Below are 25,535 nucleotides of genomic sequence, written 5' to 3'. Positions count from 1 at the left end.
CCCGGCGGACCGATCGAGGATCCGCCGGGCGCCCTCGGCGTGCGGGCCCGTGGAACCTCCGTACGATGCGGCGGTGGGCGATGACGACGCCCTGTACGACGACGCGGTCCGGCGGACCGGGAAGGCCGCGCGGCTCGGCCGGACGGTGAGCGCGGGAGTGTCGGGGCTGCTCGCCCCGGCGCTGATCGCCGCGTCGGCGGACCTCCTGGCGATCGCGCTCGCGCCGGCCTACGGGACGGCCGGCACGGGGTGACCAGTACGGGATGGCCGGTACGGGGTGATCAGCACGAGGCGACCCGCCCCGCGCCCGCTCACCGCCGGCGCATGTCCGCCACCCGCGCCCCCCGTTCCTGGGGCTGCTCGGCGGCTCCGAGCGCCACGGCGGGACGCAGCCCCGGGCCCTGGCGGCGCGGCCCGGGGAGGGGCACGTCGCGGCGCTGCCGGCGCGCCGGAGGACCGTCCCCCTCCGCCGGGCCCGCGGCACCTCCCGGCGCGCCGGCGACGGCGATCTGCACGCCCTGGTCGGCGAGCGCCTGGAGCTCGGTGGCCGCGCGGTCGTCGTGGGCGGGCGGCTCGTCCGTCACGAGGCGGGTGATGAGGTCCGTGGGCACGGTCTGGAACATGGTGTCCGTACCGAGCTTGGTGTGGTCGGCGAGGACCACCACCTCCGCCGCGGCCTGCACCAGCGCCCGGTCGACCGAGGCCGACAGCATGTTGGACGTGGAGAGCCCCCGCTCGGCGGTCAGCCCGCTCCCGGACAGGAAGGCCCGGGACACCCGCAGTCCCTGGAGGGACTGTTCGGCACCGCTGCCGACGAGGGCGTAGTTCGAGCCGCGGAGCGTGCCGCCGGTCATCACGACCTCCACCCGGTTGGCGTGGGCCAGGGCCTGGGCGACCAGCAGCGAGTTGGTGACGACGGTCAGCCCGGGCACCCGGGCCAGCCGGCGCGCCAGCTCCTGCGTGGTGGTGCCCGCGCCGACCACGATGGCCTCGCCCTCCTCCACGAAGTTCGCGGCGAGGTCGGCGATGGCGGTCTTCTCGGCGGTCGCGAGATGTGACTTCTGCGGAAAGCCGGACTCCCGCGTGAACCCGCCCGGCAGTACCGCACCGCCGTGCCGGCGGTCGAGGAGTCCTTCTGCCTCCAGCGCGCGCACGTCCCGCCGTACGGTCACTTCGGAGGTCTGGACGACGCGGGCGAGCTCACGGAGCGACACGGCCCCGTTCGCTCGCACCATTTCGAGGATCAATTGGCGACGTTCTGCAGCGAACACGAAACTGACAGTAACGCCGACGACCGTCTGCTTTCAGCAGTTTGCGCTGAATAGCAGAAGTTGTTCGCACGACACCACGTCAGGTGGTATAAGGCCCGGTCCCGCCGCCCGTGCCGGCCGCACGGCCGGTGAGCGGCGGGGAGCCGTTCCCGGCCGTCAGGCCTCGCCGCCCGTCTTGCGGGTGTGCAGCTGGCGCGCCACCTCGGCGATCGAACCCGACAGCGAGGGGTAGACCGTGAAGGCGTTCGCGATCTGTTCCACCGTCAGGTTGTTGTCGACCGCGATCGAGATGGGGTGGATGAGTTCCGAGGCGCGCGGCGCGACGACGACGCCGCCCACCACGATGCCGGTGCCCGGCCGGCAGAAGATCTTGACGAAGCCGTCGCGGATGCCCTGCATCTTCGCGCGGGGGTTGCGCAGCAGCGGCAGCTTCACGACCCGGGCGTCGATCTTGCCGGCGTCGACGTCGGCCTGGGTGTACCCGACGGTGGCGATCTCGGGGTCGGTGAAGACGTTCGACGAGACGGTCTTCAGGTTCAGCGGGGCGACCGCGTCGCCGAGGAAGTGGTACATCGCGATGCGCCCCTGCATGGCGGCCACCGAGGCCAGCGCGAACACACCGGTCACGTCACCGGCGGCGTACACGCCCGGCGCCGTGGTCCGGGACACCTTGTCGGTCCAGACGTGCCCGGAGTCGCGCAGCCTGACCCCGGCCTCCTCCAGGCCCATGCCCTCGGTGTTGGGGATGGCGCCGACGGCCATCAGGCAGTGCGAGCCGGTGATCACGCGCCCGTCGGCGAGGGTCACCTCCACCCGGTCGCCGACCCGCTTCGCGGACTGCGCCCGCGAGCGCGCCATGACGTTCATGCCGCGCCGGCGGAAGACGTCCTCCAGCACCGCGGCGGCGTCCGGGTCCTCGCCCGGCAGCACCCGGTCGCGCGACGACACGAGCGTCACCTTGGAACCGAGCGCCTGGTAGGCGCCGGCGAACTCGGCACCCGTGACACCGGATCCGACCACGATGAGCTCCTCGGGGAGCTCGTTCAGGTCGTACACCTGGGTCCAGTTCAGGATCCGCTCGCCGTCGGGCCTGGCGTCGGGCAGCTCACGCGGGTGCCCGCCGGTGGCGATGAGCACGGCGTCCGCGACGAGCGTCTCCTCGGTCCCGTCGGCGGCGCGCACCACGACCTTGCGCGACCCGTCGAGGGCCTGCATGCCCTCCAGGCGCCCGCGCCCGCGCAGCACGCGCGCGCCGGCCCGGGTCACGGACGCGGTGATGTCGTGCGACTGGGCCAGGGCGAGCCGCTTCACCCGCCGGTTGACCTTGCCCAGGTCCACGCCGACCACCCGGGCGGCCTGCTCCATGGGCGGGGTGTCGTCGGCGACGATGATGCCCAGCTCCTCGTACGAGGAGTCGAAGGTGGTCATCACCTCGGCCGTGGCGATCAGGGTCTTCGACGGCACGCAGTCGGTGAGCACCGACGCCCCGCCCAGACCGTCGCAGTCGACGACGGTCACCTCCGCGCCGAGCTGCGCGGCGACCAGCGCCGCTTCGTATCCGCCGGGTCCGCCACCGATGATCACGATCCGAGTCACGTACTCCATTGTCCCGCACACCTCACGGTGCGACCGCCCGGGGGCCCGCCCGTGGCCCCGCCGTTACCGGACCGGTGCCGTGCCGCCTGCCGTACCCTTCCCCCATGTCGCTCTACGCCGCGTACGCCGGCAACCTCGACGCGCGGCTGATGTCCCGCCGCGCCCCGCACTCGCCGCTGCGCGCCACCGGCTGGCTGAACGGGTGGCGGCTGACGTTCGGGGGCGAGGGCCGGGGTCTCGCGCACCCGGGCGAGGACGAGGACCCGGGCGAGGGCGCGCTGGTGACCCTCGTCGAGGACCCGCTGGCCCAGGTCTTCGTGGCGCTGTACGACATCGCCCCCATGGACGAGGAGCGGCTGGACCGCCGGGAGGGCGTCGGCCTGGACCTCTACCGCCGCACCCGGGTCCGCGTGCACACCCTGGACGGCGAGGAGCCCGCCTGGACCTACGTCCTCAACGCCTACGAGGGCGGCCTGCCCTCGGCCCGCTACCTGGGCGGGATCGCCGACGCGGCGGAGTCCGCGGGCGCGCCCCACGACTACGTGATGGAGCTGCGCAAGCGCCCCTGCTGAGCGCGCGCCGGGGGGTTCCCCGTCGGAAACGACAAGACAACGATCGCCCCCCGCGAGCGTCGGCATCTACGCGCGTAGGCGAATACCGGCTACCCTCGTCGCGTGAACGCTTCTCTTCTTCCGGACGACATCCAGGGCGACCCCTACGCCGCAGCCGACGCCGCCGCCGCGCGCCTGCGCGAACTCACCGGCGCCGAGACCCACGACGTCGCCCTCGTGATGGGCTCCGGCTGGGCGCCGGCCGTGGACGCCCTCGGCACCCCCGAGGTCGAGTTCCAGGTCACCGAGCTGCCCGGCTTCCCGCCGCCGGTGGTCGAGGGCCACGGCGGCAAGATCCGCTCCTACCGCATCGGTGCCAAGCGCGCCCTGGTCTTCCTGGGCCGCACCCACTACTACGAGGGCCGCGGGGTCGCCGCCGTCGCCCACGGCGTGCGCACCGCCGTGGCCGCCGGTGCCAAGACCGTCGTCCTGACCAACGGCTGCGGCGGCCTGCGCGCGGGCATGCGCCCCGGCCAGCCGGTCCTGATCAGCGACCACATCAACCTCACGGCCACCTCCCCCATCGTCGGCGCCAACTTCGTCGACCTCACGGACCTCTACTCCCCCGCCTGCGCGCCCTGTGCAAGGAGGTCGACCCCACCCTGGAGGAGGGGGTCTACGCCCAGTTCCCCGGCCCTCACTACGAGACCCCGGCCGAGATCCGCATGGCCCGCGTCATCGGCGCGGACCTGGTCGGCATGTCCACGGTCCTGGAGGCCATCGCCGCCCGTGAGGCGGGCGCCGAGGTCCTGGGCATCTCCCTGGTCACCAACCTGGCCGCCGGCATGACGGGCGAACCCCTCAACCACGAGGAGGTCCTCCAGGCGGGCCGCGACTCCGCCACCCGGATGGGCTCCCTGCTGGCCCAGGTCCTCGGCCGCCTGTAGAACGGGGCGCGCCCGCCGTCGTACGGCGGGCGCCGGCCGCGACGATGGCGGGCACCCGCGCCCGGCGAGAAGGTGGAGACGGCGCCGTACGCACCCGCGGGCGCGTACGGCGGGAAGCCGGACCGAACGGCGGGCGTCCGGCGCCCGCGCACGGCGGGAAGGGGGCGGGACGGGAGCGTCCCGCCCGCCGCGGCCCGGTGCGCCGGCGCCCGCCCCCGCGCCGGTCCGCCGTGCACGCCGGGCCGGGGACGGACACCCCGTGGGCACCCCGTCCCGCCGCCGGAGCGCAGGCGCTGCGCCCGCCCCGCCGGACCCGCGGCCGCGCCGCGGGTGCCGGACCCGCGCCCCCGTCCACCCGACCGCAAGAATCCGCACCCACCCGAATCCGCACACGCACCGCGGGCACCCGCACCCGGCTCCGCCCGGCCCGCCGCAGGTGCCCGCACGACGAGAGGCTGACCGACCGTGCAAGACGACCTCATCGCACGCGCCAAGGCCTGGCTGGCCGAGGACCCCGACGCGGACACCCGCGAGGAACTCGCCCGCCTCATCGACGCCGGGGACCACGCCGAGCTCGCCGCCCGCTTCGGCGGCACCCTCCAGTTCGGCACCGCCGGCCTCCGCGGCGAACTCGGCGCCGGCCCGATGCGCATGAACCGCTCCGTCGTCATCCGCGCCGCCGCCGGCCTCGCCGCGTACCTCCGCAAGAACGGCCACGCCGGCGGTCTCGTCGTCATCGGCTACGACGCCCGCCACAAGTCGGCCGACTTCGCCCGCGACACCGCCGCCGTCATGACCGGCGCCGGCCTCAGGGCGGCCGTCCTGCCCCGCCCCCTCCCCACGCCCGTCCTCGCCTTCGCCATCCGGCACCTCGGCGCGGTCGCCGGGGTGGAGGTCACCGCCAGCCACAACCCGCCCCGCGACAACGGCTACAAGGTGTACCTCGGCGACGGCTCCCAGATCGTCCCCCCGGCCGACGCGGAGATCGCCGCGGAGATCGCCGCCGTCGCCTCCCTCACCACGGTCCCCCGCCCCACGGAGGGCTGGGAGACCCTCGACGACGCCGTCCTGGACGCCTACCTCGCCCGCACGGACGCCGTCCTGGCCGAGGGCTCCCCGCGCACCGCCCGCACGGTCTACACGGCGATGCACGGCGTCGGCAAGGACGTCCTCCTCGCCGCCTTCGCCCGCGCCGGCTTCCCCGCCCCCGACCTCGTCGCCGAGCAGGCCGACCCCGACCCGGAGTTCCCGACCGTCGCGTTCCCCAACCCGGAGGAGCCCGGCGCGATGGACCTCGCCTTCGCCAAGGCCCGCGAGACGGAGCCCGACCTGGTCATCGCCAACGACCCGGACGCCGACCGCTGCGCCGCGGCCGTCAGGGACGGGGACGACTGGCGCATGCTGCGCGGCGACGAGGTCGGCGCCCTGCTCGCCGCCCACCTGGTCCGCCGCGGGGCGACCGGCACGTTCGCCGAGTCGATCGTGTCGTCCTCGCTCCTCGGCCGCATCGCCGGGAAGGCCGGGCTCCGCCACGAGGAGACCCTGACCGGCTTCAAGTGGATCGCCCGCGCCGAGGGCCTGCGCTACGGCTACGAGGAGGCGCTGGGCTACTGCGTCGACCCGGACGGCGTGCGCGACAAGGACGGCATCACGGCCGCCCTCCTCCTCACGGAGCTGGCCTCCGTGCTGAAGGCCGGGGGCCGCACCCTCCTGGACCTCCTCGACGACCTCGCCGTGGAGCACGGCCTGCACGCCACCGACCAGCTCTCGGTCCGCGTCCAGGACCTCTCCCTCATCGCGGCCGCGATGCGCCGCCTGCGCGAGCGGCCCCCGGCCGAGCTGGCGGGCCTGCGGGTCACCGCCGCCGAGGACCTGACCCGGGGCACGGACCGGCTCCCGCCCACGGACGGCCTGCGCTACACCCTGGACGGCGCCCGGGTGATCGTCCGCCCCAGCGGCACGGAACCCAAGCTGAAGTGCTACCTGGAGGTGGTGGTCCCGGTCGCCGCGCGGAGCGACCTGCCCGCGGCCCGCGCGACGGCGGCGGAGCTGCTGACCGCGCTCAAGCGGGACCTGGCGCGGGCGGCCGGCATCTGAGGAACGCGGCGGGGCCCGTGGTCCGGAGCGCCCGGCGGGCGCTCCGGACCACGGGCCCCGGGACGGACCCGCCGCGCGCTCAGCCCACGGCCAGCAGGACCGCCAGCAGCACGGCCCCCGCGAGCGCCGGTCCCGCGATCTCGTAGGCCCACCGCACGGTCACCTCGCCCTGGGCCGCCGGCTCCTCCTGCCGGGCCTCGTGCGTCTTGCGCAGCTCGTCCATGGCCTGGTCGGTCTCCGCCCGCTTCGGCGCCTCGACGACGCCCCCGGGACCGAGCCCGAGCCCGAGGCCGGCACCGGGGCCCTGCCCGTCACGACGGCCGCCGCGCCCGCCGCGCGCGGCCTGCGCGTCCAGCCGGGCCTGGGCCCGCGACGCCTTCTTGCGGGCGCGCAGCGACACGGGCAGGGCCCACAGCTGGTACTTGGTGTCGGAGGCGTCGACGACCTCGTTGGTGAAGCCGGAGCGCAGGGAGACGACCTGCCCCCAGGGCAGCACGACGACGCGGAAGGGGTTGCGGACGCGCAGCCGGTCGTCGTTGACGAAGACCGCGGGGCGCAGGGTGTAGGCGACGACCAGGGGCACGACGAGGAGCATCACGGCGAGCGCCAGCCACGGTGTGCGGCCCTCCCCGGTGACCATCGCGTCGATGCCGAGCCACGCGACGAGGGCGAGCAGCAGCGCGCCGCCGGCGAGGGCCGCGGGCGAGCGGTAGATCCGGTCCTTGTACCGGGGCGCCGCGGGCGCCGGGGACTGCGGGGCCTTCGAGGGCTTCGTGGGCTTCGAGGGCTCCGGCGCAGGCGACTGGGGGTCGGGGGTCGTCATGCCCCCGATTCTGCACGACGGCTCCGGAAGCGCTCGTGCGCGGTGGGATCCGGGCGGCGCCGCCGGCGGGCGCAGCGGGCGGGCCCGGGGCTGTACAGCCGCTACGCGCGTAGATATGCTCGGCTTGTGACCATGCCCACCACTGCACCCCCTGCACACGCCCTGAGCGACGTCACCGCGTCCGACGGCACGCTGCGCCGCTTCCTCCACGGGCTGCCCGGCGTCGACGCGGTCGGTCTGGAGGCGCGCGCCGCCTCCCTCGGCACCCGCTCGATCAAGACGACCGCGAAGGCGTACGCCATCGACCTCGCCATCTCGATGGTCGACCTGACGACGCTGGAAGGCGCGGACACCCCGGGCAAGGTCCGGGCGCTCGGCGCGAAGGCGGTCCGCCCCGACCCGACCGACCGCACCACCCCCGCCACGGCCGCGGTCTGCGTCTACCCCGACATGGTGGCCACCGCCAAGGAGGCGGTCGCCGGCTCCGGCGTCAAGGTCGCCTCCGTCGCCACCGCCTTCCCGGCCGGCCGCGCCCCGATCGCCGTCAAGCTGGCGGACGTCCGCGAGGCCGTGGCCGCCGGCGCGGACGAGATCGACATGGTGATCGACCGCGGCGCGTTCCTCGCCGGGAACTACCTGAAGGTGTACGACGAGATCGTCGCCGTGAAGGAGGCCTGCGGCGCGGGCGCGCGGCTGAAGGTCATCTTCGAGACGGGCGAGCTGTCGACGTACGACAACATCCGCCGGGCGAGCTGGCTCGGCATGCTGGCGGGCGCGGACTTCATCAAGACCTCGACCGGCAAGGTGGCGGTGAACGCCACGCCCGCGAACACGCTCCTGATGCTGGAGGCGGTCCGCGACTTCCGCGCGCAGACCGGCGTCCAGGTCGGCGTGAAGCCGGCCGGCGGCATCCGCACCAGCAAGGACGCGATCAAGTTCCTCGTGCTGGTCAACGAGACCGCGGGCGAGGACTGGCTGGACAACCACTGGTTCCGCTTCGGCGCCTCCTCGCTGCTGAACGACCTGCTGATGCAGCGCCAGAAGCTGGCCACCGGCCGATACTCCGGGCCCGACTACGTGACGGTGGACTGAGACCCCCATGACCATGGAAAAGCGGACATCCGCATTCGAGTACGCCCCGGCGCCCGAGTCCCGCTCGGTCGTCGACATCGCCCCCTCCTACGGCCTGTTCATCGACGGCGAGTTCGCCGAGGCGGCCGACGGCAAGGTCTTCAAGACCGTCAGCCCCTCGACCGAGGAGGTCCTCTCCGAGGTCGCCGAGGCCGGCGAGGCGGACGTCGACCGCGCGGTCGGGGCCGCCCGCAAGGCCTTCGAGAAGTGGTCGGCGCTCCCGGGCGCCGAGCGCGCCAAGTACCTGTTCCGCATCGCGCGGATCATCCAGGAGCGCAGCCGCGAGCTCGCCGTTCTCGAGACCCTCGACAACGGCAAGCCGATCAGGGAGACCCGTGACGCGGACCTCCCCCTGGTCGCGGCGCACTTCTTCTACTACGCGGGCTGGGCCGACAAGCTCGACCACGCCGGCTACGGCGCCGACCCGCGTCCCCTCGGCGTGGCGGGCCAGGTCATCCCCTGGAACTTCCCCCTGCTGATGCTGGCGTGGAAGATCGCCCCGGCGCTGGCGACCGGCAACACGGTGGTGCTGAAGCCCGCCGAGACCACCCCCCTGTCCGCCCTGTTCTTCGCGGACGTCTGCCGCCAGGCCGGACTGCCCAAGGGCGTCGTCAACATCGTCACCGGCGACGGCCGCACCGGCGCCGCGCTGATCGCCCACCCCGACGTGAACAAGGTCGCCTTCACCGGTTCGACCGCCGTCGGCAAGGAGATCGCGCGCACGGTCGCGGGCACCCGCAAGAAGCTGACCCTCGAACTCGGCGGCAAGGGCGCCAACATCGTCTTCGACGACGCCCCGATCGACCAGGCCGTCGAGGGCATCGTCAACGGCATCTTCTTCAACCAGGGCCAGGTCTGCTGCGCGGGCTCCCGCCTGCTGGTCCAGGAGTCGATCCAGGACGAGCTGCTCGACTCCCTCAAGCGCCGCCTGTCGACCCTGCGCCTCGGCGACCCGCTGGACAAGAACACCGACATCGGCGCGATCAACTCCGCCGAGCAGCTGGCCCGGATCACCGCGCTGGCCGACCGGGGCGAGGCGGAGGGCGCCGAGCGCTGGTCCCCGGCCTGCGAGCTCCCGGAGAACGGCTACTGGTTCGCGCCGACGCTGTTCACGGGCGTCACCCAGGCGCACACCGTCGCCCGCGACGAGATCTTCGGCCCGGTGCTGTCCGTCCTCACCTTCCGCACCCCGGACGAGGCCGTCGCCAAGGCCAACAACACCCCGTACGGCCTGTCGGCGGGCATCTGGACGGAGAAGGGCTCGCGCATCCTGGCGGTCGCGAGCAAGCTCCGCGCGGGCGTGATCTGGTCCAACACGTTCAACAAGTTCGACCCGGCCTCGCCGTTCGGTGGCTACAAGGAGTCGGGCTTCGGCCGCGAGGGCGGCCGCCACGGCCTGGAGGCGTACCTCGATGTCTGAGCAGAACCGTCTGAGCGTCTTCAAGACCTACAAGCTGTACGTCGGGGGCAAGTTCCCCCGCAGCGAGAGCGGCCGGGTGTACGAAGTGCAGGACAGCAAGGGCAAGTGGCTGGCCAACGCGCCGCTCTCCTCCCGCAAGGACGCCCGTGACGCGGTGGTCGCCGCCCGCAAGGCGTTCGGCGCCTGGTCCGGCGCGACGGCGTACAACCGCGGCCAGATCCTCTACCGCGTCGCCGAGATGCTGGAGGGCCGCCGCGACCAGTACGTCCGGGAGGTCGCCGACGCCGAGGGGCTGTCGAAGTCCAGGGCGGCCGTCCAGGTCGACGCGGCGATCGACCGCTGGGTCTGGTACGCGGGCTGGACCGACAAGATCGCCCAGGTGGTCGGCGGCGGGAACCCGGTCGCCGGGCCGTACTTCAACCTCTCCTCGCCCGAGCCGACGGGCGTGGTCGCGGTCCTCGCCCCGCAGGAGTCGTCCTTCCTGGGCCTGGTCTCGGTCGTCGCCCCGGTGATCGCGACCGGCAACACGGCGGTCGTGGTCGCGAGCGAGCGGTCCCCGTTCCCGGCCCTCTCCCTGGGCGAGGTCCTGGCCACCTCCGACCTGCCCGGCGGCGTCGTCAACATCCTGTCGGGCCGTACGGCGGAGATCGCCGCCCCGCTCGCCGCGCACCAGGACGTCAACGCGATCGACCTGGCGGGCGCCGACGAGGCGCTGGCCAAGGAGCTGGAGATCGCCGCGGCCGACAACCTCAAGCGCGTGCTGCGTCCACAGCCTGTGGACGACTGGTCGGTCACGCCCGGCACGGACCGGATGACGGCGTTCCTGGAGACCAAGACGGTCTGGCACCCTACGGGCTCCCTGGGCGCGTCCGGCTCGGCCTACTGACCGGCCCCCCCGTACAGCCGGAGCGCCGCCCCCGCCCGTCGTCCGGGAGGGGGCGGCGCTCCGCCGCCCGCGCGCCGGCCGGTCTCAGCCGGCCTGCGCGCCCGTCACCGGGCCGGCCACCGGGAGGCCGCCGACCGACGGCGCCTGGGCGACCGGACCGGTCACCGCCCGCGAGTCCAGCGGCCGGAAGTCGGCGACCTGGGTGCCGACGCCGTTGTCGAGCGGGTCCACGCCCGTGCCGGCGAGCGGGTTGGGCCTCAGGTCCGCGACCGGACCCGTGACATGACCGGTCGTGCCGGCCGCGGTCCGCAGACCGGACTGCGGGTCGAGTGCGCCGAGCGGGGTGCGGCCCGTGTCCACCGCGCCCGGGAGCGCCCCGGAGTCCGCCGCTGCCGCCGCCGTCGCGCCCACCCCGAGCGCCGCGCCCGCGGTCGCGAGGACGGCCAGGGCGCGCCGGGCGGCCGGCGTCCTGGGTGCGTTGTGTCGGGCCATCGCTCTGCCACCTCTTGCCTTCACCGGGTAGTCGGACCGACGCGCAGCGTAGTGGACGTGTGACGCGCGCTTCAAAGCCGGAACGCGGGGTCGTCCCCCGCCCGATCGATGCCTCACACTGGTGTCCCGTGAGTTCCCAGTCGCCCGTATCCGCGCGAGTCGTGCTGCTCTGCGGCCCCTCCGGCTCCGGCAAGTCCCTCCTCGCGGCCCGCTCCGGTCTTCCGGTGCTGCGCCTCGACGACTTCTACAAGGAGGGCGACGACCCGGCGCTCCCGCTCGTGGCGGGCAGCTCCGACATCGACTGGGACCATCCCGGCTCCTGGGACGCGGAGGCCGCCCTCGCCGCGATCGACCGGCTGTGCCGCACGGGCCGTACCCAGGTCCCCGTCTACGACATCTCGCTCAGCGCCCGCACGGGTGAGGGGACCGTCGACATCGGCACCGCCCCGCTGTTCATCGCGGAGGGCGTCTTCGCCGCGGAGATCGTCACCCGCTGCCGTGAGCTGGGGGTGCTGGCCGACGCGCTGTGCCTGAGCCGCGGCCCGGTGACGACCTTCCGCCGGCGCTTCCTGCGGGACCTCAAGGAGGGCCGCAAGTCGGTGCCGTTCCTGCTGCGCCGCGGCTGGCGGCTGATGCGGCTGGAGCGGTCGATCGTCTCCCGCCAGACGGCGCTGGGCGCGTACGCCTGCGACCGGGACGAGGCGCTGGGCCGCCTGGCGGCCGCGGCGGTCGGCGGACTCGCCGCGACCGGCACCACCGCGTCCGCCTGACCGACGGCGGCAGCGGCGACAGCGGCGGCGGCGCGCGCACGCGAAAGCGGGACCGGACGGACCCCCCGGTCCTCCAGTCCCGCTCCTTCGCTCCCCCGTGGATCCCCCGTGACCCCCGTGGCCCCCCGGGGTCCCCCCGTGACCCCCTTTTGTTGCTCCCCCTCCGGCCCCCGTTCCCCGTTTCCGCGGTGACGCCCCCCGGCGGCCCCGCGGTCCCCCCGAACCTTCAGGCGACCAGTTCGCCGAAGGCGTTCTCCTCGTCACGGCCGAGGTTGAGGACCTCGTCCTCCCGCAGCCGGCGGAGCGACCGCCAGATGCTGGACTTCACCGTGCCGACGCTGATGTCGAGGATCTCCGCGATCTCCGGGTCCGTGCGGCCCTCGTAGTAGCGCAGGACCAGCATCGTGCGCTGGAGCTCGGGCAGCCGGGCCAGCGCCTGCCACAGGACCGCGCGCAGCTCGGTGCCGCGCATCGCGTCCGTGTCGCCGGCCGTCTCCGGCAGTTCCTCGGTCGGGTACTCGTTCAGCTTGCGGCGGCGCCACGCGCTGATGTGCAGGTTGGTCATGGTGCGGCGCAGGTAGCCGCCGACCGCCGCCTTGTCGCTGATCCGGTCCCACGCCCGGTAGGTCGAGAACAGCGCGCTCTGCAGCAGGTCCTCGGCCTCGAAGCGGTCGCCGGTCAGGTGGTAGGCGGTGGCGTACAGGGAGGCGCGGCGCTCCTGGACGTAGGCGGTGAACTCCGCCTCCGACAGCGAGCGGCGCTCCCCCGGGTCCTCCCCGTACGCGCTTCCCCCGTGCGTCTCCCCCCTGGGCGCGTCAACCACCGTCATGAACCCGGTGTGCTGACGCCCGGTGCCGCGAGCGCACCCCCGCCCGCTCACGGCACCGGACTTCTCGCCACCTCGGTGCACGTCGTGCAGACGCGTGACCACTGCGCTGGTGCTGGTGCCGTGCAGCGTGTTCATCTCGCGCCCCCCGTCGTGGACTTCCGGTGATCTGCTTGCCGTCCTGCTCGTGTCGAAAAGCTTGCCCGGGGGACTTCATGGCCGTGTCCGCCGACTGTCACAGGCGTGTCACAGAGGTCGGTCACGGCGCGGACACAGGTCCTTCACGGCTGTCGGTGCACGTAGGCCCCGTATGCGGGCCCAACGGGCATCTGCCGTCCACGGGTCGAACAGGGGGGCCTCCATGGGCCAGAATGAGCCCGTGCCTTCCCTGTTGCTGATCGAGGACGACGACGCCATCCGTACGGCCCTGGAGCTCTCCCTGACGCGCCAGGGACACCGGGTGGCGACCGCTGCCAGCGGAGAGGACGGTCTGAAGCTGCTGCGTGAGCAGCGGCCGGATCTGATCGTGCTGGACGTGATGCTGCCCGGCATCGACGGGTTCGAGGTGTGCCGGCGCATCCGGCGCACGGACCAGCTGCCGATCATCCTGCTGACCGCGCGCAGCGACGACATCGACGTCGTGGTCGGCCTGGAGTCCGGCGCCGACGACTACGTCGTCAAACCGGTGCAGGGCCGGGTGCTGGACGCCCGGATCCGGGCGGTGCTGCGGCGCGGGGAGCGGGAGTCCAGCGACTCGGCGACCTTCGGCAGCCTGGTCATCGACCGCGCGGCGATGACGGTGACCAAGAACGGCGAGGACCTCCAGCTGACGCCGACCGAGCTGCGGCTGCTGCTCGAGCTCAGCCGGCGTCCCGGCCAGGCGCTGTCCCGGCAGCAGCTGCTGCGGCTGGTGTGGGAGCACGACTACCTGGGCGACTCGCGCCTGGTGGACGCCTGCGTCCAGCGGCTGCGCGCCAAGGTCGAGGACGTGCCGTCGTCCCCGACGCTGATCCGTACCGTGCGCGGTGTCGGCTACCGGCTGGATCCGCCTCAGTGACACAGGAGCACCAAGGGGGGTCCCGCGGCTGGTCCGTGGCGCGCAGGGGAGTCTGGTCGCGGCTGCGCTTCACGAGCCTGCGCCTGCGGCTGGTGGTCGTCTTCGGACTGGTGGCGCTCACCGCCGCGGTGTCCGCGTCCGGGATCGCGTACTGGCTCAACCGCGAGGCCGTGCTCACCCGCGCCCAGGACGCGGTGCTGCGCGGCTTCGAGCAGGAGATGCAGAACCGGGCGGGCGCGCTGCCCGAGCACCCGACACAGGACGAGCTGCAGCACACCGCGGACCAGATGGCGAACAGCAGCCAGCGCTTCACCGTGCTGCTCGTCGCCGACGACCCCGAGGGCCGGACCGTGTACGGCAGCTCGGGCGGGCTGAACGGCTTCTCGCTGCGGGACGTCCCGGCGTCGCTGCGCGAGGCGGTCACCGAGCGGCAGAGGATCACCTCGAACAACGAGTACGCGTACCACCTGTACTGGCAGCGGATCGTCGACGGCGACACCCCGTACCTGGTGGCGGGGACACGGCTGATCGGCGGCGGGCCGACCGGCTACATGCTGAAGTCGCTGGAGCCCGAGGCCAAGGACCTCAACTCGCTGGCCTGGTCGCTGGGGATCGCCACCGGTCTCGCGCTGATCGGCTCCGCGCTGCTCGCACAGGCCCTGGCCACGACCGTGCTGAAGCCGGTGCAGCGGCTCGGGGCGGCCGCCCGGCGGCTCGGCGAGGGCAAGCTGGACACCCGGCTCAGGGTGTCGGGGACGGACGAACTGGCCGATCTGTCGCGGACGTTCAACAAGGCCGCCGAGGCGCTGGAGAAGCGGGTGGCCGACATGGCCGCCCGGGACGAGGCGTCCCGCCGGTTCGTGGCGGACATGAGCCACGAGCTGCGCACCCCGCTCACCGCGATCACGGCCGTGACCGAAGTCCTGGAGGAGGAGCTGGAGTTCGAGGGCGGCGGCTTCGACCCGATGATCGAACCGGCCGTACGGCTCGTGATCAGCGAGACGCGGCGGCTGAACGACCTGGTCGAGAACCTGATGGAGGTCACCCGCTTCGACGCGGGCACCGCCCGCCTGGTCCTCGACGACGTCGACGTCGCCGACCAGATCACCGCCTGCATCGACGCGCGCGCCTGGCTGGACGCGGTCGAGCTGGACGCCGAGCGCGGCATCCACGCCCGGATCGACCCGCGCCGGCTGGACGTGATCCTGGCCAACCTCATCGGCAACGCGCTCAAGCACGGCGGCTCGCCGGTGCGGGTGTCGGTGCGGGAGCTCCCCGACGGCGCGGAGGGCACGGAGGACACGGAGGGTGCCGCGGGGGCGGGCGCGGTGGTCATCGAGGTGCGGGACCACGGGCCCGGCATCCCCGAGGACGTCCTGCCGCACGTCTTCGACCGCTTCTACAAGGCCAGCGCGTCCCGGCCGCGTTCCGAGGGCAGCGGTCTGGGCCTGTCCATCGCGCTGGAGAACGCCCACATCCACGGCGGTGAGATCACCGCGGCCAACTCGCCCGAGGGCGGCGCGGTGTTCACCCTGCGGTTGCCGCGGGACGTGTCCGCGCCGACGGAACGGGACGCGGAGGCGGAGGACGCGCGGGAGGACGAGGGGAGTCCTTCCGGGAAGACCGGCGGCGCCCGGGGCGAGGGTGCCGAGGGGGACGCCTGATGAACACACGACGGACGACCGTACGCTGTCTGCCGGGGGTGCTCGCCGCCACCGCGCTCGGCGCCGCCCTGCTCGCCGGGTGCGGGATACGGGCCACGGAGGTGCCGACCGACTTCGGCCCGGCGCCCTCGCGGGTGCGCTGCTCGCTGGCCGAACCGAACGCCTCGGAGCAGGCGGCGCGGGGGCTGCAGGTGCAGGTGTTCCTGCTGTGCGGTTCGTCGCTGGTGGCCGTCGACCGGACGGTGCGGGTGCCGGACGGGGCGACGGACGCCGGGCGGCGCGTGGTGGTGGCGCAGGGGCTGCTGGACGAGCTCTCGGCGTCGCCGTCGGCCGCCGAGAAGGAGGCCGGCTACACGACGAGCGTGCGCGGCGGGACGACCGTGAGCGGTCCCCGGCCGGGCGACCCCGAGGACGCGCTGCGGCTGAGCACCGCGCCCGGGAGCCTCGCCTCCTCCGCGCTCGGGCAGATCGTGTGCACCTTCTCCGACTCGGCGGCGGCCGAGGGCGACGGTTCGGTCATCCTGGGCGGCCCCGACGAGGCCCCGCCGCGGCGCTACAAGTGCACGGACGAGGTCCGGACCCGTCCGGGCAGCGTGAAACCCCCCTCGGCGGAGGCCGCCTAGGGGGTGTCGTTCGGATCGGGCCGGCTCCGGGCAACGGTGCCCTGTGGACCGACCCGAGCGGGGTCTGGTGCGTGCGGACGCAAGGCGGAGGAGGGTGCCAGGGCGGAGCCCCGGCAACCGACGACAACGCCGCAGATGCGCGTGCCGGGCCCCGCGGCCCCGGCAGGATCCAAACGACACCCCCTAGGGTCCTTCGCCCGGGCCGGACCGGGCCGGGTCCGACCGGACCTGCTCGGACCGGGCCTGCTCGGGCCTGCACGGACCCGGCCCGCCCGGGCCCGGTCCGGCGGCGGGGTCCGGCGCGGCCCGGACGGGAGGCCCCGGGAGCGGGCCGGGGCGGTGCGCCGGGTTGTGGCACATGCCTCACCCGGTGAAGGGGTGACATCCCGGAACCGATCCCGCCGGACGCCGCGTCTAGGGGGGCGTGCAGCGTCAAGGCCCCATCGGCGGCACCGCCGCGATCCGCATCCGTGTGACGGGAGGTCTCCTCCTGGCCGCGTATCTCACGTTCGTCGCCTGCTTCACGCTGCGCCCCCTGGACGTCCCCTGGGTGATGCCCGCCAACCTGCGTCCCTTCGACGGCATCCGGGCCGACTTCGCGCTGGGCTGGACGGCGGGGGTCCGCCGGGTCGGCGAGGGGCTGGCGCTGCTCGCGCCGCTGGGCGTGCTGCTGCCGATGGCCGGGGGCCGGCTGACCGTGTCGCCGCTGGGTTCGCTGATCCGCACCATGGCCGCGACCGCCCTGCTGTCGCTGTCCATCGAGATGCTGCAGACCGTGGTGCCCGGTCAGGTCGTGGACGTCGACTCGCTGCTGCTGAACACCGCGGGCGCGGCGCTCGCGCACGCCCTCGTGGTGCCCGCGGGCCGTGCCCGGCTGCGCCGCCGGGCGGAGCGGCGGTCCGTCACGGCCGTGCGCGGGGAGGAGCCGGCTCAGGGGCGGACCCCGACGATTCCCAGGGTCGGGATCGCCCCGTGGAGTGACGCTTTGCCCCCTTCGTCTCCGTAACGTGGAGTGCAGACGAGGCAGCCGGCCGGGAGGCCTCGCACCACCACCGAGGAGTCACGATGAGCCGCCCCGTCCGCCCCACCGACAACCGCATGATCGGCGGAGTGTGCGCCGCGCTGGCCCGGCGCTTCGGCACCTCCGCGACCACGATGCGGGTGATCTTCCTGGCGTCGTGCCTGCTCCCGGGCCCGCAGTTCCTGCTGTACGCCGCGCTGTGGGTCCTGCTGCCCTCGGAAGGCAGGACGCGCACGGCCTGGTAGGACGCGGGACCTCCCCCGAGGACGCCGACGGGGCGCCCCGAGTCCGGGGCGCCCCGTCGGCGACGTGTCCGTCCGGCCGGGTCAGCCGAGCGGGATCCCGTTGATGTTGGAGCCCTGCGTGGGGACCCCCTCCAGCGGCAGGCCGCCGAGCAGGCCGGCGGCCTGTCCCCCGACGGCCGGCTGCTCGGCCGGCAGCGCGCCGGAGAGGTCCCCCGCCGGGACGGCCCGGGTGACGGAGTCCAGGGCCGGAGCGGCGTCCGGGACGACCGGGGCCGCGTTCGCGGCGCCGGCGCCGGCCGCGGCGAAGGCGGCGCCGAGAGCGGCGGCACCGAGGGTCTTGGCAGCAGACTGCTTCATGAAATGCGTCCTCGACATGGGGTACGGGGAGGTGATGAGCGGTCCTGCGACCGTAGACACGCGCCGCCTCCCGCCGCAAACACGGAAATGCGGACAGAATGTGAACACCGTCCGCACCTCTCCCCGCCCGTGCGTGTCCCGGTCAGTCCCCCGGTTTCACAGAACCGCTGGTGGAAGCGGTCTGCCGGAAAAGCCACTCGGATTTCAGTTCGGCGTATCCGGGCTTGATGACGTCATTGATCATGGCCAGTCGTTCATCGAAAGGAATGAACGCTGATTTCATCGCATTGACGGAGAACCACTGCATGTCGTCGAGCGTGTAACCGAACGCGTCGACGAGGTGCTCGAATTCCCGGCTCATGGAGGTGTGGGACATGAGGCGGTTGTCGGTGTTCACCGTCGCCCGGAAGTGCAGCCGCCGCAGCAGCCCGATGGGGTGCTCGGCGTACGAGGCGGCCGCGCCGGTCTGGAGGTTGGAGCTGGGGCACAGTTCCAGCGGGACGCGCTTGTCCCGGACGTAGGAGGCGAGCCGGCCGAGCTCCACCGTGCCGTCGTCGCGGACGTGGATGTCGTCGATGATGCGCACCCCGTGCCCGAGCCGGTCGGCGCCGCACCACTGCAGCGCCTGCCAGATGGACGGCAGTCCGAAGGCCTCGCCGGCGTGGATGGTGAAGTGGTTGTTCTCCCGCTTGAGGTACTCGAAGGCGTCGAGGTGCCGGGTGGGCGGGTAACCGGCCTCGGCGCCCGCGATGTCGAAGCCGACGACACCCAGGTCCCGGTAGCGGTTGGCGAGTTCGGCGATCTCCAGGGCGCGGGCGGCGTGCCGCATGGCGGTGAGCAGGGCGCCGACGCGGATGCGGTGGCCGTTCTCCTTCGCGCGCCGCTCCCCCTGGCGGAAGCCCTCGTTGACCGCCTCGACGACCTGTTCGAGGGTCAGCCCGCCCTCCAGGTGCTGCTCGGGGGCGTAGCGCACCTCGGCGTAGACGACGCCGTCCTCGGCGAGGTCCTCGGCGCACTCGGCGGCGACCCGGACGAGCGCCTCGCGGGTCTGCATGACCCCGACGGTGTGCGAGAACGTCTCGAGGTACCGCTCCAGGGAACCGGAGTCGGCGGCCTGGTGGAACCAGAGGGCGAGCTTGTCGGGGTCGGTCGCGGGCAGGCCGGTGTAGCCGGTCTCCCGGGCCAGGTCGACGACGGTGCCGGGGCGCAGTCCGCCGTCGAGGTGGTCGTGCAGCAGAACCTTGGGCGCCCGGCGGATCTGGTCCGTGGTCGGGGTGTTCGCGATGGTCTGGCTGGTCATTTCCGCACTCTAACTCCTACGCGCGTAGATCACCCGGCGCGCGCTTCCGTCGATACGCAACGGTGACCGCACGGCAGGGTGGAGTACACCCGCACTTCTGACACTGTTCTGTCATGGCACAGCAAGCGACGCCGGTTCGCAGGGCCCGGCTGGGGAGGGCGCTCGGCCCGGAGCCGACGGCGGTGAGCGGCGTGGTGCTGCTGCTCCCCGGCGGTGACGAGGTCTCCGGCCGCAGGCCTTCCCCCGTGATGGCGACCGCCTCCGTACGCGCCCTGGGGCGCCGTCTCGCCCGCGCGGGCCGGGGCGAGGGCCTGGCCACCCATGTCGTCCACTACCGCTACCGGGGCTGGAACGGCAGTGAGGCGCACCTGGCGCGCGACGCCGCCTGGGCCGCCGACGAGGCCGTACGGCGCTACGGGGACGTCCCGGTGTGCCTGGCCGGCCTCGGCATGGGCGGCCGGGCCGCGCTGCGCGCTGGCGGTCACGGGGCCGTCAACTCCGTCCTGGCGCTGGCCCCCTGGCTGCCCGAGGAGGACGTGGCCGCGCCACCCGAACCGGTGAAACAGCTCGCCGGGCGGCGGGTGCTGATCGTGCACGGCACCAACGACGCGCGGACCGACCCGGAGTTGTCGTTCCGGCTGGCGGCACGGGCGAAGAAGGCGAACCGGGACGTGTGCCGGTTCGAAGTGCACTCCGACGGTCACGGGTTGTCCCAGTACCGGGACGAAGTACTGGCGCTGGCCGAGGACTTCGTGATGGGGACGCTGTTCGGGCGGGCCTTCTCGCGGCCGGTGCAGGACGCCCTGGCGGCGCCTCCGCCGCTGGGGTTGCGGATGCCGCTCGCGGCGGGGTTCGGGAAGTCGTTGCGGCGGTAGCGGCGGCGGGACCGCCCCCGCCGGCGGGCGCGGGCCGGCCGCGGCTCGTCGCGCCCGCGCGGCGGGGCCTCGGTCCGTCACGGCCCCGCCCCCGGGGTCCGTCGCTCCTAGGCCGGCAGCAGGGTGCCCCTCCTCGAGAGGAGGAACTTCTTGAAGGCCGCCACCGGAGGCGTGTCCGGACGGCCCGCCAGCCAGGCCACGCCGATCTCCCGGACCGCCTTCGGCGCCGTGACGCCCAGTTCCACGACCCCGGGCCGGGGGACGGCCGGCGGCGGCAGGAGGGCGACGCCCAGGCCCGCGGCCACCAGACCGCGCAGGGTCTCGGCCTCCTCGCCCTCGAAGGCGACGCGGGGCCTGAATCCGGCCTGTGCGCAGAGGTCGTCGGTGATGCGGCGCAGGCCGTAGCCGGGTTCCAGGGTGACGAAGGTGTCGTCGGCGGCCTCCGCCAGGCGGATGCGGCGGCGGCCCGCGAGGCGGTGGTCGGCGGGGACGACCAGGCGCAGCTTCTGCTCGTCGAGGCGGCGGGCGACGAGGTCGGGGGCGTCCGGGACCGGGGACGTCAGGCACAGGTCGAGCTCGCCCGCGCGGAGGCGTTCCAGCATGGCCTCGCCGTAGTTCTGGACGAGGCTGAAGCGGATGCGCGGATGGTCGGCGCGGAAGGCGTGCAGCAGGCCCGGTACGGTCTCGGCGCCCATGGTGTGCAGGAACCCGAAGGCGACCTTGCCGGTGGCGGGGTCGGCGTCGGCGCGGACCGCCTCGGCGGCGCGTCCGATCTCGGCGAGGGCGCGTTCGACGGAGGCGAGGAACGTGCGGCCGGCCGGGGTGAGGGAGACGGTGCGGCCGTGGCGGGCGAACAGGTCCACGCCCAGGTCCTGTTCCAGCCGGACCATGGCCCGCGAGAGGGTGGACTGCGGCACCTGCATCTCCTGGGCGGCGCGGGTGACGTGCTCGGTGCGGGCCACGCCGGCGAAGTGGGCGAGGCGGGGCGCCAGCGACATCACCATGTCGTGTGTGTCACCGGACCGTGACAGGTACTGCTGTGAGCTCTGCTGATGCACCATGGGAACGATTATGCCGATTCCGTGCATTGGACGGATGAGCGCGGGCGTACGTAGCTTCGGGGCATGACTCCCGCCAGTACCGGGGCGTCCACGCGTGTGGGCGCCGTTCCGTCCGTTCCCCCGTCCCCGACCGCCGTCGAGTCCCGGATGTCCCCGGGCGGCCCCGGTTACCGCCGGATGAGTCTCGCCCTGTTCCTCGCGGGCGTCGCGACCTTCGCGCTGCTGTACTCCACCCAGGCCCTGCTGCCGCTGATCTCCGCCGGCTTCGCCGTGAGCGCGGGTGACGCGAGCTGGACCGTGGCGGCGGCGACCGGGGGCCTGGCGCTGTTCGTGCTGCCGATGAGCGCGCTGTCGGAGCGCTACGGACGGCGTACGGTCATGACGGCCTCCCTGGCCGTCGCGGTGACCCTCGGGCTGCTGGTCCCCTTCGCGCCGTCGCTGGGCGCCCTGGTCGCGCTGCGGGCGCTCCAGGGAGCGGCCCTGGCCGGACTGCCCGCGTCGGCGACGGCGTACCTCGCGGAGGAGGTCACGCCCAAGGCGCTGGTGACCGCGATCGGGCTGTTCGTGGCGGGCAACAGCGTCGGCGGGATGAGCGGCCGGATCATCACCGGATGGGTCGCGCAGGAGTGGGGCTGGCGGGTCGCCGTCGGCGTGGTCGGCGCGGTGGCGGTGGCGTGCGCGGTGGCCTTCCGGCTGCTGCTGCCGGCGCCGCGGCACTTCCGGCCGGGCTCGCTGCGCCCGCGCGTGCTGGCGCGCACCGTCCGGGGCCATCTCGCCGATCCGCTGCTGCGGCGCCTGTACGCGATCGGCGCGCTGTTCATGACGGTGTTCGGCGGTGTCTACACGGTCATCGGCTACCGGCTGACGGAGGCGCCGTTCTCGCTCCCCCAGGGCATCGTGGGCTCGGTCTTCCTGGTCTACCTGGTGGGCACGGTCTCGGCGTCGGCGGCGGGCCGGCTGGTGGGCCGGCTGGGCCGCCGGGGCGCGCTGTACGCGGCGGGCGGGACCACCGCGGCCGGCCTGCTGCTGTCCCTGGCCGGCTCCCTGCCCCCGGTGCTGCTGGGCCTGGTGCTGATCACGGCGGGCTTCTTCGCGGGGCACGCGGTGGCGTCCTCGGCGGTCGGCCGGGCGGCCACCGAGGGCCGCGCCCAGGCCTCCGCCCTGTACCAGTCCGCCTACTACGTCGGCTCCAGCGCGGGCAGCACGGTCGGCGCGCTCGCCTTCCACGCGGGCGGCTGGGCCGGGACGGTGGGCGTCGGCCTGGTGGCGGTGGCCGGGGTCGCGGCCATCACGCTGCTGGGCACCCGGGCGGCGCGGCTGGAACGGCGGCCCGCGACCGCGTGAGGCGGCGCCGGTGACCCGGTGGCCGTGACGCCCCGGGGACGCGCAGGACCCTCGTCCCGAACTCCGCTTTCACCCCTCTGAGCTGCGGCTTCGCGCGCCCGGAGGGCCGTTGTCAGTGCCGTGCGATAGCTTCCGAAGTGCGGGGCGCAAAGACGCGCACGACGGGAACGGCCACAGGGGTGGGTGGACGATGAGCGACACGGCGACCACGGCGGAGCTCGACTCGACGCTGGAGCGGTACCGGGTCGAGCTGACCGGGTACTGCTACCGGATGCTCGGCTCCTCCTTCGAGGCGGAGGACGCGGTGCAGGACACGATGATCCGCGCCTGGCGCAGCTTCGAGAAGTTCGAGGGCCGCTCCAGTCTGCGCTCCTGGCTGTACCGCATCGCGACCAACGTCTGCCTGGACATGCTGACGGCCGGCAACAAGCGCGCCCGGCCGATGGACCTGACGGAGTCCACGCCGCTCGCCCGGGCGGCCCTCTCCCCGCGCCCGGACAGCACCTGGCTCGAGCCGATGCCGGACGCGCGGGTGCTGCCCACGACGGACGACCCGGCGGAGGCCGCGGTCGCCAAGGAGTCGGTGCGGCTGGCCTTCATGGCCGCGCTGCAGCAGCTGCCGTCCAGGCAGCGGGCGGTGCTGATCCTGCGCGAGGTGCTGGCCTGGAAGGCGAGCGAGGTCGCCGAGCTGCTCGGCACCTCGGTCGCCTCGGTCAACAGCGCGCTCCAGCGGGCCCGGGCGACGCTCGCCGAGCGGCGGCAGCCGGGCGCCGACGCGTCGGTCTCCGACCCGCTGGACGAGGAGCAGCAGAAGCTGCTCGAGCGCTACGTGGCGGCGTTCGAGGGGTACGACATGTCGGCGCTGACCGCGCTGCTGCACGAGGACGCCGTCATGACGATGCCGCCGTTCGACCTGTGGCTGACCGGCGCCGACGACATCACGGGCTTCATGACGACGCTGGGCGCCCCCTGCGCGGGTTCGCGACTGGTGCCGGTCCAGGTCAACGGCCTGCCCGGGTTCGCGCAGTACAAGCCCGACCCGGAGGCCGGCGGCTTCACCCCGTGGGCGGTCCAGGTGCTGGAGATCTCAGACGACCGGATCACCGGGTTCCACTGCTTCCTCGACACCAGGCGGTGGTTCCCGCTGTTCGGGCTGCCCCTCCACCTCGAAGCGGAGCCCGACCAGGTCGAGCAGGGCGCATAGGGCCGGCGAGGGGTCGCGCAGCCGGATCCGCCCCCCGGCCCGCCGCGCCGTGAGCTGGAGCCGCGCGAGCAGGTTCACGGCGGGGAGCCCCGGTGGCCCGAGCCCGCCCACGTCGCACACGACGACCGCGCCGGCCCCGCTCCCGTCCAGCAGCGCCCGCAGCGCGTCGCAGGGCCCGCTCACCTCGTTCCGGGTGACGGGTCCGTGCAGCACGAGTACGGGCGGTGTCATGGCGTCCACGACCGGTAGACCCGGCCGCGGTGCGGAACTCATCGCGGGGGCCGGTGCGCGCGGGTCACGGGGGGGGGCGCCGCGAGGATCACATTGACCGGGCGCGGCCTTCCCCGGAAGGTGGGTGTATGCGCCAAAGATCATCTCCGCCCGTGGTGCCCGGTGCGGTCCGCCGCCGCGAGGAGTCGCCGTGCAGGGGGTCCTGAGCGGGTTCGCGGTGATCGCGGTCGTCATCGGCGTCGGCTACGTCCTCGGCCGCCGGGGGCACCTCGGCCGGCAGGGCAGCGAGGTGCTGACCACGCTCGCGTTCCACGTGGCGTCCCCGGCCCTGCTGTTCACCACGCTCGCCCGGGCCGACCTGTCGGTGGTCTTCTCCGGCCGCCTCCTGGTCACGGCGCTGAGCACGGCGGCGGTGGCGGGCGTCTTCACGGCGGTGGGTGTCGTGCGCCGCTGGGGCGTGGGCCGGACCACGATCGGCGCCCTGTGCGCCGGTTACGTCAACTCGGGCAACCTCGGCATCCCGATCGCCGTGTACGTCCTGGGGGACGCCTCCCTCGTGGCGCCGGTGCTGCTGTTCCAGCTCGTCGGGGTCACGCCGGTGGCCCTCACGATCCTCGACCTGACCACCGCGGGCGAGAAGGGTCCGCTGTGGCGGCGGCTGCTCACCCCGTTGCGCAACCCGATCGCGGTGGGGTCGCTGGCGGGGGTGGCGGTGTCCGCGACCGGGGTGGAGGTCCCGGGACCGGTCATGGACCCGGTGACCCTGATCGGCAACATGGCGGTCCCGGCGGTCCTGCTCGCGTTCGGGATCTCGCTGCGCGGCAGCACGCTCCCCCTGCGGGGCGGCGAGCGCGGCGCGGTGCTGCTCGCCGTGGCGCTGAAGTCGGTGGGCCAGCCGGCGGTGGCCTGGGCGCTGGCCGCGGGGGTCTTCGGGCTGCGCGGGGCGCACCTGCTGGACGTGGTGGTGACGTCGGCGCTGCCGGCCGCGCAGAACCTCTTCACCTACGCGAGCCGGTACCGGGTCGGCGAGACGCTGGCCCGGGAGTCGATCCTGGTGTCGACGGTGCTGTCGGTGCCGGTACTGGTGCTGGTGGCGGCACTGCTGGGGTGACTCAGGTCTCGGGGAACTCCGCCGTGTCGATCACGAGGTCGAAGGGCGCGGGCAGCTTGATCGGCTCGCCGAACTTCGCGGTGCTCAGCGGCCGGTGGACGTCGCCCCTCGGTTCGCCGTAGAGCGTCGCGGTCGGACCGTCGGGGGCCCAGCGGTCGACGAGGAGGGGGAGCGGGATGCCCGCGGTGGCGTAGGCGGCGGGCTTGCTGACGCGGTCGTCGCGCGCGTTGGACTTCGAGGTGACCTCGACGACCAGCTCGGCGAGGGCGGCGGGGATGTGGGTGTCCGACTCCGTGTGCTCCCGTACGGGGGCCACCACGAGGTCCGGGACGAGCATGCCCAGACGTGAGGGCACGGCAATGGCCAGCGTCTGGAAGATCTCCCAGTCCTCGGGGATCACGGAGTAGAGGCGACGCTGGATGCGGGCCGCGATCACGTTGTGGCGGTACGCGGGAGCGGGTGACACGGTGATGATCTCCACCTTGCTGCCCTCGGGCCATTCCATCCCCTCCCAGAACCGGACGAGGTCGTCCCAGCTCTGCTCGGGGTCCTGGCTCACGGTGAGTGCGCTCACGGCGGTCTCCTGTCGGTGCGTCACCGAGTCCGGCATGCCGAACGGGACCGGTGGGGGT

Annotated in this window: 26 protein-coding genes and 1 pseudogene; 17 read left to right on the top strand and 10 right to left on the bottom strand. The window is 73.9% G+C overall.

Going from position 1 to position 25,535, the window contains the following annotated elements; all coding sequences use genetic code 11:
- Nucleotides 1–73: 73 nt before the first annotated feature.
- Nucleotides 74–253: a hypothetical protein gene (locus tag GL259_RS24520; protein WP_159535486.1), complete on the top strand. Its 180-nt coding sequence runs from the start codon at nucleotides 74–76 to the stop codon at nucleotides 251–253.
- A 58-nt stretch (nucleotides 254–311) separates the two neighbouring features.
- Here GL259_RS24520 and GL259_RS24515 read toward each other — a convergent pair whose 3' ends face one another.
- Nucleotides 312–1,271 carry a DeoR/GlpR family DNA-binding transcription regulator gene (locus GL259_RS24515; protein WP_159535485.1) on the bottom strand — a complete coding sequence of 320 codons (960 nt, stop codon included), beginning with the start codon at nucleotides 1,269–1,271 and terminating at the stop codon, nucleotides 312–314.
- A gap of 156 nt (nucleotides 1,272–1,427) precedes the next feature.
- Complete coding sequence (locus GL259_RS24510) at nucleotides 1,428–2,876, bottom strand: NAD(P)H-quinone dehydrogenase (RefSeq protein WP_159535484.1); 1,449 nt, start codon at nucleotides 2,874–2,876, stop codon at nucleotides 1,428–1,430.
- 95 nt (nucleotides 2,877–2,971) lie between these two features.
- On the opposite strand from GL259_RS24510, the gene GL259_RS24505 reads away from it, so the two are divergent.
- The 3 genes and pseudogenes from GL259_RS24505 to GL259_RS24495 all read left to right on the top strand — a co-directional run bounded on the left by GL259_RS24505 (nucleotide 2,972) and on the right by GL259_RS24495 (nucleotide 6,462).
- Nucleotides 2,972–3,439 carry a gamma-glutamylcyclotransferase gene (locus GL259_RS24505; RefSeq protein WP_159535483.1) on the top strand — a complete coding sequence of 156 codons (468 nt, stop codon included), beginning with the start codon at nucleotides 2,972–2,974 and terminating at the stop codon, nucleotides 3,437–3,439.
- A gap of 102 nt (nucleotides 3,440–3,541) precedes the next feature.
- Nucleotides 3,542–4,365, top strand: a pseudogene (locus tag GL259_RS24500) (purine-nucleoside phosphorylase).
- Nucleotides 4,366–4,830: 465 nt separating this feature from the next.
- A complete protein-coding gene (locus tag GL259_RS24495) occupies nucleotides 4,831–6,462 on the top strand; it encodes a phospho-sugar mutase (RefSeq protein ID WP_159535482.1) in 1,632 nt (543 codons plus the stop codon).
- Nucleotides 6,463–6,541: 79 nt separating this feature from the next.
- On the opposite strand, the gene GL259_RS24490 is transcribed toward GL259_RS24495, so the two are convergent.
- Nucleotides 6,542–7,285, bottom strand: coding sequence for a PH domain-containing protein (locus GL259_RS24490; protein ID WP_159535481.1), 744 nt, complete (start codon nucleotides 7,283–7,285; stop codon nucleotides 6,542–6,544).
- Between the two features lie 132 nt (nucleotides 7,286–7,417).
- Here GL259_RS24490 and deoC point away from each other — a divergent pair, with 132 nt between their 5' ends.
- From deoC to GL259_RS24475, 3 genes are read left to right on the top strand one after another with little or no spacing between them, the layout of a single operon-like run.
- Nucleotides 7,418–8,377, top strand: a complete 960-nt coding sequence (gene deoC / locus GL259_RS24485; protein ID WP_159535480.1) for a deoxyribose-phosphate aldolase — start codon at nucleotides 7,418–7,420, stop codon at nucleotides 8,375–8,377.
- A gap of 13 nt (nucleotides 8,378–8,390) precedes the next feature.
- Nucleotides 8,391–9,836, top strand: a complete 1,446-nt coding sequence (locus tag GL259_RS24480) for an aldehyde dehydrogenase family protein (RefSeq protein ID WP_159538932.1) — start codon at nucleotides 8,391–8,393, stop codon at nucleotides 9,834–9,836.
- Complete coding sequence (locus GL259_RS24475) at nucleotides 9,829–10,722, top strand: aldehyde dehydrogenase family protein (protein WP_159535479.1); 894 nt, start codon at nucleotides 9,829–9,831, stop codon at nucleotides 10,720–10,722. The genes GL259_RS24480 and GL259_RS24475 overlap by 8 nt, the downstream gene beginning before the upstream one ends.
- Nucleotides 10,723–10,806: 84 nt before the next feature.
- Here GL259_RS24475 and GL259_RS24470 read toward each other — a convergent pair whose 3' ends face one another.
- Nucleotides 10,807–11,214 (bottom strand): hypothetical protein, encoded by a 408-nt coding sequence (locus GL259_RS24470; protein ID WP_159535478.1) that lies wholly within the window; start codon nucleotides 11,212–11,214, stop codon nucleotides 10,807–10,809.
- 128 nt (nucleotides 11,215–11,342) lie between these two features.
- Here GL259_RS24470 and GL259_RS24465 point away from each other — a divergent pair, with 128 nt between their 5' ends.
- Nucleotides 11,343–11,984: a uridine kinase gene (locus tag GL259_RS24465; protein ID WP_347814624.1), complete on the top strand. Its 642-nt coding sequence runs from the start codon at nucleotides 11,343–11,345 to the stop codon at nucleotides 11,982–11,984.
- A gap of 226 nt (nucleotides 11,985–12,210) precedes the next feature.
- Here the strand turns inward: GL259_RS24465 and GL259_RS24460 are convergent, their stop codons facing one another.
- Entirely contained in the window at nucleotides 12,211–12,948 is a 738-nt protein-coding gene (locus GL259_RS24460) for a SigE family RNA polymerase sigma factor (RefSeq protein WP_159535476.1), read from the bottom strand.
- A gap of 241 nt (nucleotides 12,949–13,189) precedes the next feature.
- Here GL259_RS24460 and afsQ1 point away from each other — a divergent pair, with 241 nt between their 5' ends.
- The 5 genes from afsQ1 (at nucleotide 13,190) to GL259_RS24435 (ending at nucleotide 17,420) form a co-directional block, all read left to right on the top strand.
- A complete protein-coding gene (afsQ1, locus tag GL259_RS24455) occupies nucleotides 13,190–13,867 on the top strand; it encodes a two-component system response regulator AfsQ1 (protein ID WP_006133375.1) in 678 nt (225 codons plus the stop codon).
- The gene (locus GL259_RS24450; RefSeq protein WP_159535475.1) at nucleotides 13,864–15,531 is read left to right on the top strand and encodes a HAMP domain-containing sensor histidine kinase; all 1,668 of its coding nucleotides are present in this window, start codon (nucleotides 13,864–13,866) and stop codon (nucleotides 15,529–15,531) included. The genes afsQ1 and GL259_RS24450 overlap by 4 nt, the downstream gene beginning before the upstream one ends.
- Entirely contained in the window at nucleotides 15,531–16,154 is a 624-nt protein-coding gene (locus GL259_RS24445) for a hypothetical protein (protein ID WP_166461548.1), read from the top strand. Before GL259_RS24450 ends, GL259_RS24445 begins: the two co-directional genes overlap by 1 nt.
- A gap of 424 nt (nucleotides 16,155–16,578) precedes the next feature.
- A complete protein-coding gene (locus GL259_RS24440) occupies nucleotides 16,579–17,160 on the top strand; it encodes a VanZ family protein (RefSeq protein WP_159535474.1) in 582 nt (193 codons plus the stop codon).
- A gap of 59 nt (nucleotides 17,161–17,219) precedes the next feature.
- Nucleotides 17,220–17,420, top strand: a complete 201-nt coding sequence (locus tag GL259_RS24435) for a PspC domain-containing protein (RefSeq protein WP_159535473.1) — start codon at nucleotides 17,220–17,222, stop codon at nucleotides 17,418–17,420.
- An 81-nt stretch (nucleotides 17,421–17,501) separates the two neighbouring features.
- Here GL259_RS24435 and GL259_RS24430 read toward each other — a convergent pair whose 3' ends face one another.
- Entirely contained in the window at nucleotides 17,502–17,777 is a 276-nt protein-coding gene (locus tag GL259_RS24430) for an ATP-binding protein (protein ID WP_159535472.1), read from the bottom strand.
- Between the two features lie 142 nt (nucleotides 17,778–17,919).
- The gene (locus GL259_RS24425; RefSeq protein WP_159535471.1) at nucleotides 17,920–19,077 is read right to left on the bottom strand and encodes an adenosine deaminase; all 1,158 of its coding nucleotides are present in this window, start codon (nucleotides 19,075–19,077) and stop codon (nucleotides 17,920–17,922) included.
- Nucleotides 19,078–19,190: 113 nt separating this feature from the next.
- Here GL259_RS24425 and GL259_RS24420 point away from each other — a divergent pair, with 113 nt between their 5' ends.
- Entirely contained in the window at nucleotides 19,191–19,952 is a 762-nt protein-coding gene (locus tag GL259_RS24420) for an alpha/beta hydrolase (protein WP_159535470.1), read from the top strand.
- 107 nt (nucleotides 19,953–20,059) lie between these two features.
- Here GL259_RS24420 and GL259_RS24415 read toward each other — a convergent pair whose 3' ends face one another.
- Entirely contained in the window at nucleotides 20,060–21,013 is a 954-nt protein-coding gene (locus tag GL259_RS24415) for a LysR family transcriptional regulator (RefSeq protein WP_159535469.1), read from the bottom strand.
- 63 nt (nucleotides 21,014–21,076) lie between these two features.
- Here GL259_RS24415 and GL259_RS24410 point away from each other — a divergent pair, with 63 nt between their 5' ends.
- Both GL259_RS24410 and GL259_RS24405 read left to right on the top strand, forming a co-directional pair.
- The gene (locus tag GL259_RS24410; RefSeq protein WP_159535468.1) at nucleotides 21,077–22,357 is read left to right on the top strand and encodes an MFS transporter; all 1,281 of its coding nucleotides are present in this window, start codon (nucleotides 21,077–21,079) and stop codon (nucleotides 22,355–22,357) included.
- 190 nt (nucleotides 22,358–22,547) lie between these two features.
- A complete protein-coding gene (locus tag GL259_RS24405) occupies nucleotides 22,548–23,561 on the top strand; it encodes a sigma-70 family RNA polymerase sigma factor (RefSeq protein WP_159535467.1) in 1,014 nt (337 codons plus the stop codon).
- On the opposite strand, the gene GL259_RS24400 is transcribed toward GL259_RS24405, so the two are convergent.
- The gene (locus tag GL259_RS24400; RefSeq protein ID WP_159535466.1) at nucleotides 23,445–23,834 is read right to left on the bottom strand and encodes an STAS domain-containing protein; all 390 of its coding nucleotides are present in this window, start codon (nucleotides 23,832–23,834) and stop codon (nucleotides 23,445–23,447) included. The two genes, GL259_RS24405 and GL259_RS24400, sit on opposite strands and share 117 nt — an antisense overlap.
- A 148-nt stretch (nucleotides 23,835–23,982) precedes the next feature.
- Between GL259_RS24400 and GL259_RS24395 the strand changes: the two genes are divergently transcribed.
- A complete protein-coding gene (locus GL259_RS24395; RefSeq protein ID WP_159535465.1) occupies nucleotides 23,983–24,903 on the top strand; it encodes an AEC family transporter in 921 nt (306 codons plus the stop codon).
- 1 nt (nucleotide 24,904) lies between these two features.
- On the opposite strand, the gene GL259_RS24390 is transcribed toward GL259_RS24395, so the two are convergent.
- Nucleotides 24,905–25,477, bottom strand: a complete 573-nt coding sequence (locus GL259_RS24390) for a Uma2 family endonuclease (protein ID WP_159535464.1) — start codon at nucleotides 25,475–25,477, stop codon at nucleotides 24,905–24,907.
- Nucleotides 25,478–25,535 lie beyond the last annotated feature (58 nt).

Source organism: Streptomyces sp. Tu 3180 (genome assembly GCF_009852415.1).
In the GTDB taxonomy this organism is placed as follows: Bacteria; Actinomycetota; Actinomycetes; order Streptomycetales; family Streptomycetaceae; genus Streptomyces.
The sequence above is the reverse complement of the archived record's forward strand: the minus strand, read 5'-3'. Positions and strand labels throughout refer to the sequence as shown.

Excerpts from the sequence above, each read along its gene's own strand:
- GL259_RS24510 (WP_159535484.1), bottom strand. The coding sequence starts at position 2,876 with ATGGAGTACGTGACTCGGATCGTGATCATCGGTGGCGGACCCGGCGGA.
- GL259_RS24505 (WP_159535483.1), top strand. The coding sequence starts at position 2,972 with ATGTCGCTCTACGCCGCGTACGCCGGCAACCTCGACGCGCGGCTGATG.
- GL259_RS24490 (WP_159535481.1), bottom strand. The coding sequence starts at position 7,285 with ATGACGACCCCCGACCCCCAGTCGCCTGCGCCGGAGCCCTCGAAGCCC.
- deoC (WP_159535480.1), top strand. The coding sequence starts at position 7,418 with ATGCCCACCACTGCACCCCCTGCACACGCCCTGAGCGACGTCACCGCG.
- GL259_RS24480 (WP_159538932.1), top strand. The coding sequence starts at position 8,391 with ATGGAAAAGCGGACATCCGCATTCGAGTACGCCCCGGCGCCCGAGTCC.
- GL259_RS24475 (WP_159535479.1), top strand. The coding sequence starts at position 9,829 with ATGTCTGAGCAGAACCGTCTGAGCGTCTTCAAGACCTACAAGCTGTAC.
- GL259_RS24470 (WP_159535478.1), bottom strand. The coding sequence starts at position 11,214 with ATGGCCCGACACAACGCACCCAGGACGCCGGCCGCCCGGCGCGCCCTG.
- GL259_RS24460 (WP_159535476.1), bottom strand. The coding sequence starts at position 12,948 with ATGAACACGCTGCACGGCACCAGCACCAGCGCAGTGGTCACGCGTCTG.
- GL259_RS24445 (WP_166461548.1), top strand. The coding sequence starts at position 15,531 with ATGAACACACGACGGACGACCGTACGCTGTCTGCCGGGGGTGCTCGCC.
- GL259_RS24435 (WP_159535473.1), top strand. The coding sequence starts at position 17,220 with ATGAGCCGCCCCGTCCGCCCCACCGACAACCGCATGATCGGCGGAGTG.
- GL259_RS24430 (WP_159535472.1), bottom strand. The coding sequence starts at position 17,777 with ATGAAGCAGTCTGCTGCCAAGACCCTCGGTGCCGCCGCTCTCGGCGCC.
- GL259_RS24425 (WP_159535471.1), bottom strand. The coding sequence starts at position 19,077 with ATGACCAGCCAGACCATCGCGAACACCCCGACCACGGACCAGATCCGC.
- GL259_RS24420 (WP_159535470.1), top strand. The coding sequence starts at position 19,191 with ATGGCACAGCAAGCGACGCCGGTTCGCAGGGCCCGGCTGGGGAGGGCG.
- GL259_RS24415 (WP_159535469.1), bottom strand. The coding sequence starts at position 21,013 with ATGGTGCATCAGCAGAGCTCACAGCAGTACCTGTCACGGTCCGGTGAC.
- GL259_RS24410 (WP_159535468.1), top strand. The coding sequence starts at position 21,077 with ATGACTCCCGCCAGTACCGGGGCGTCCACGCGTGTGGGCGCCGTTCCG.
- GL259_RS24405 (WP_159535467.1), top strand. The coding sequence starts at position 22,548 with ATGAGCGACACGGCGACCACGGCGGAGCTCGACTCGACGCTGGAGCGG.
- GL259_RS24400 (WP_159535466.1), bottom strand. The coding sequence starts at position 23,834 with ATGAGTTCCGCACCGCGGCCGGGTCTACCGGTCGTGGACGCCATGACA.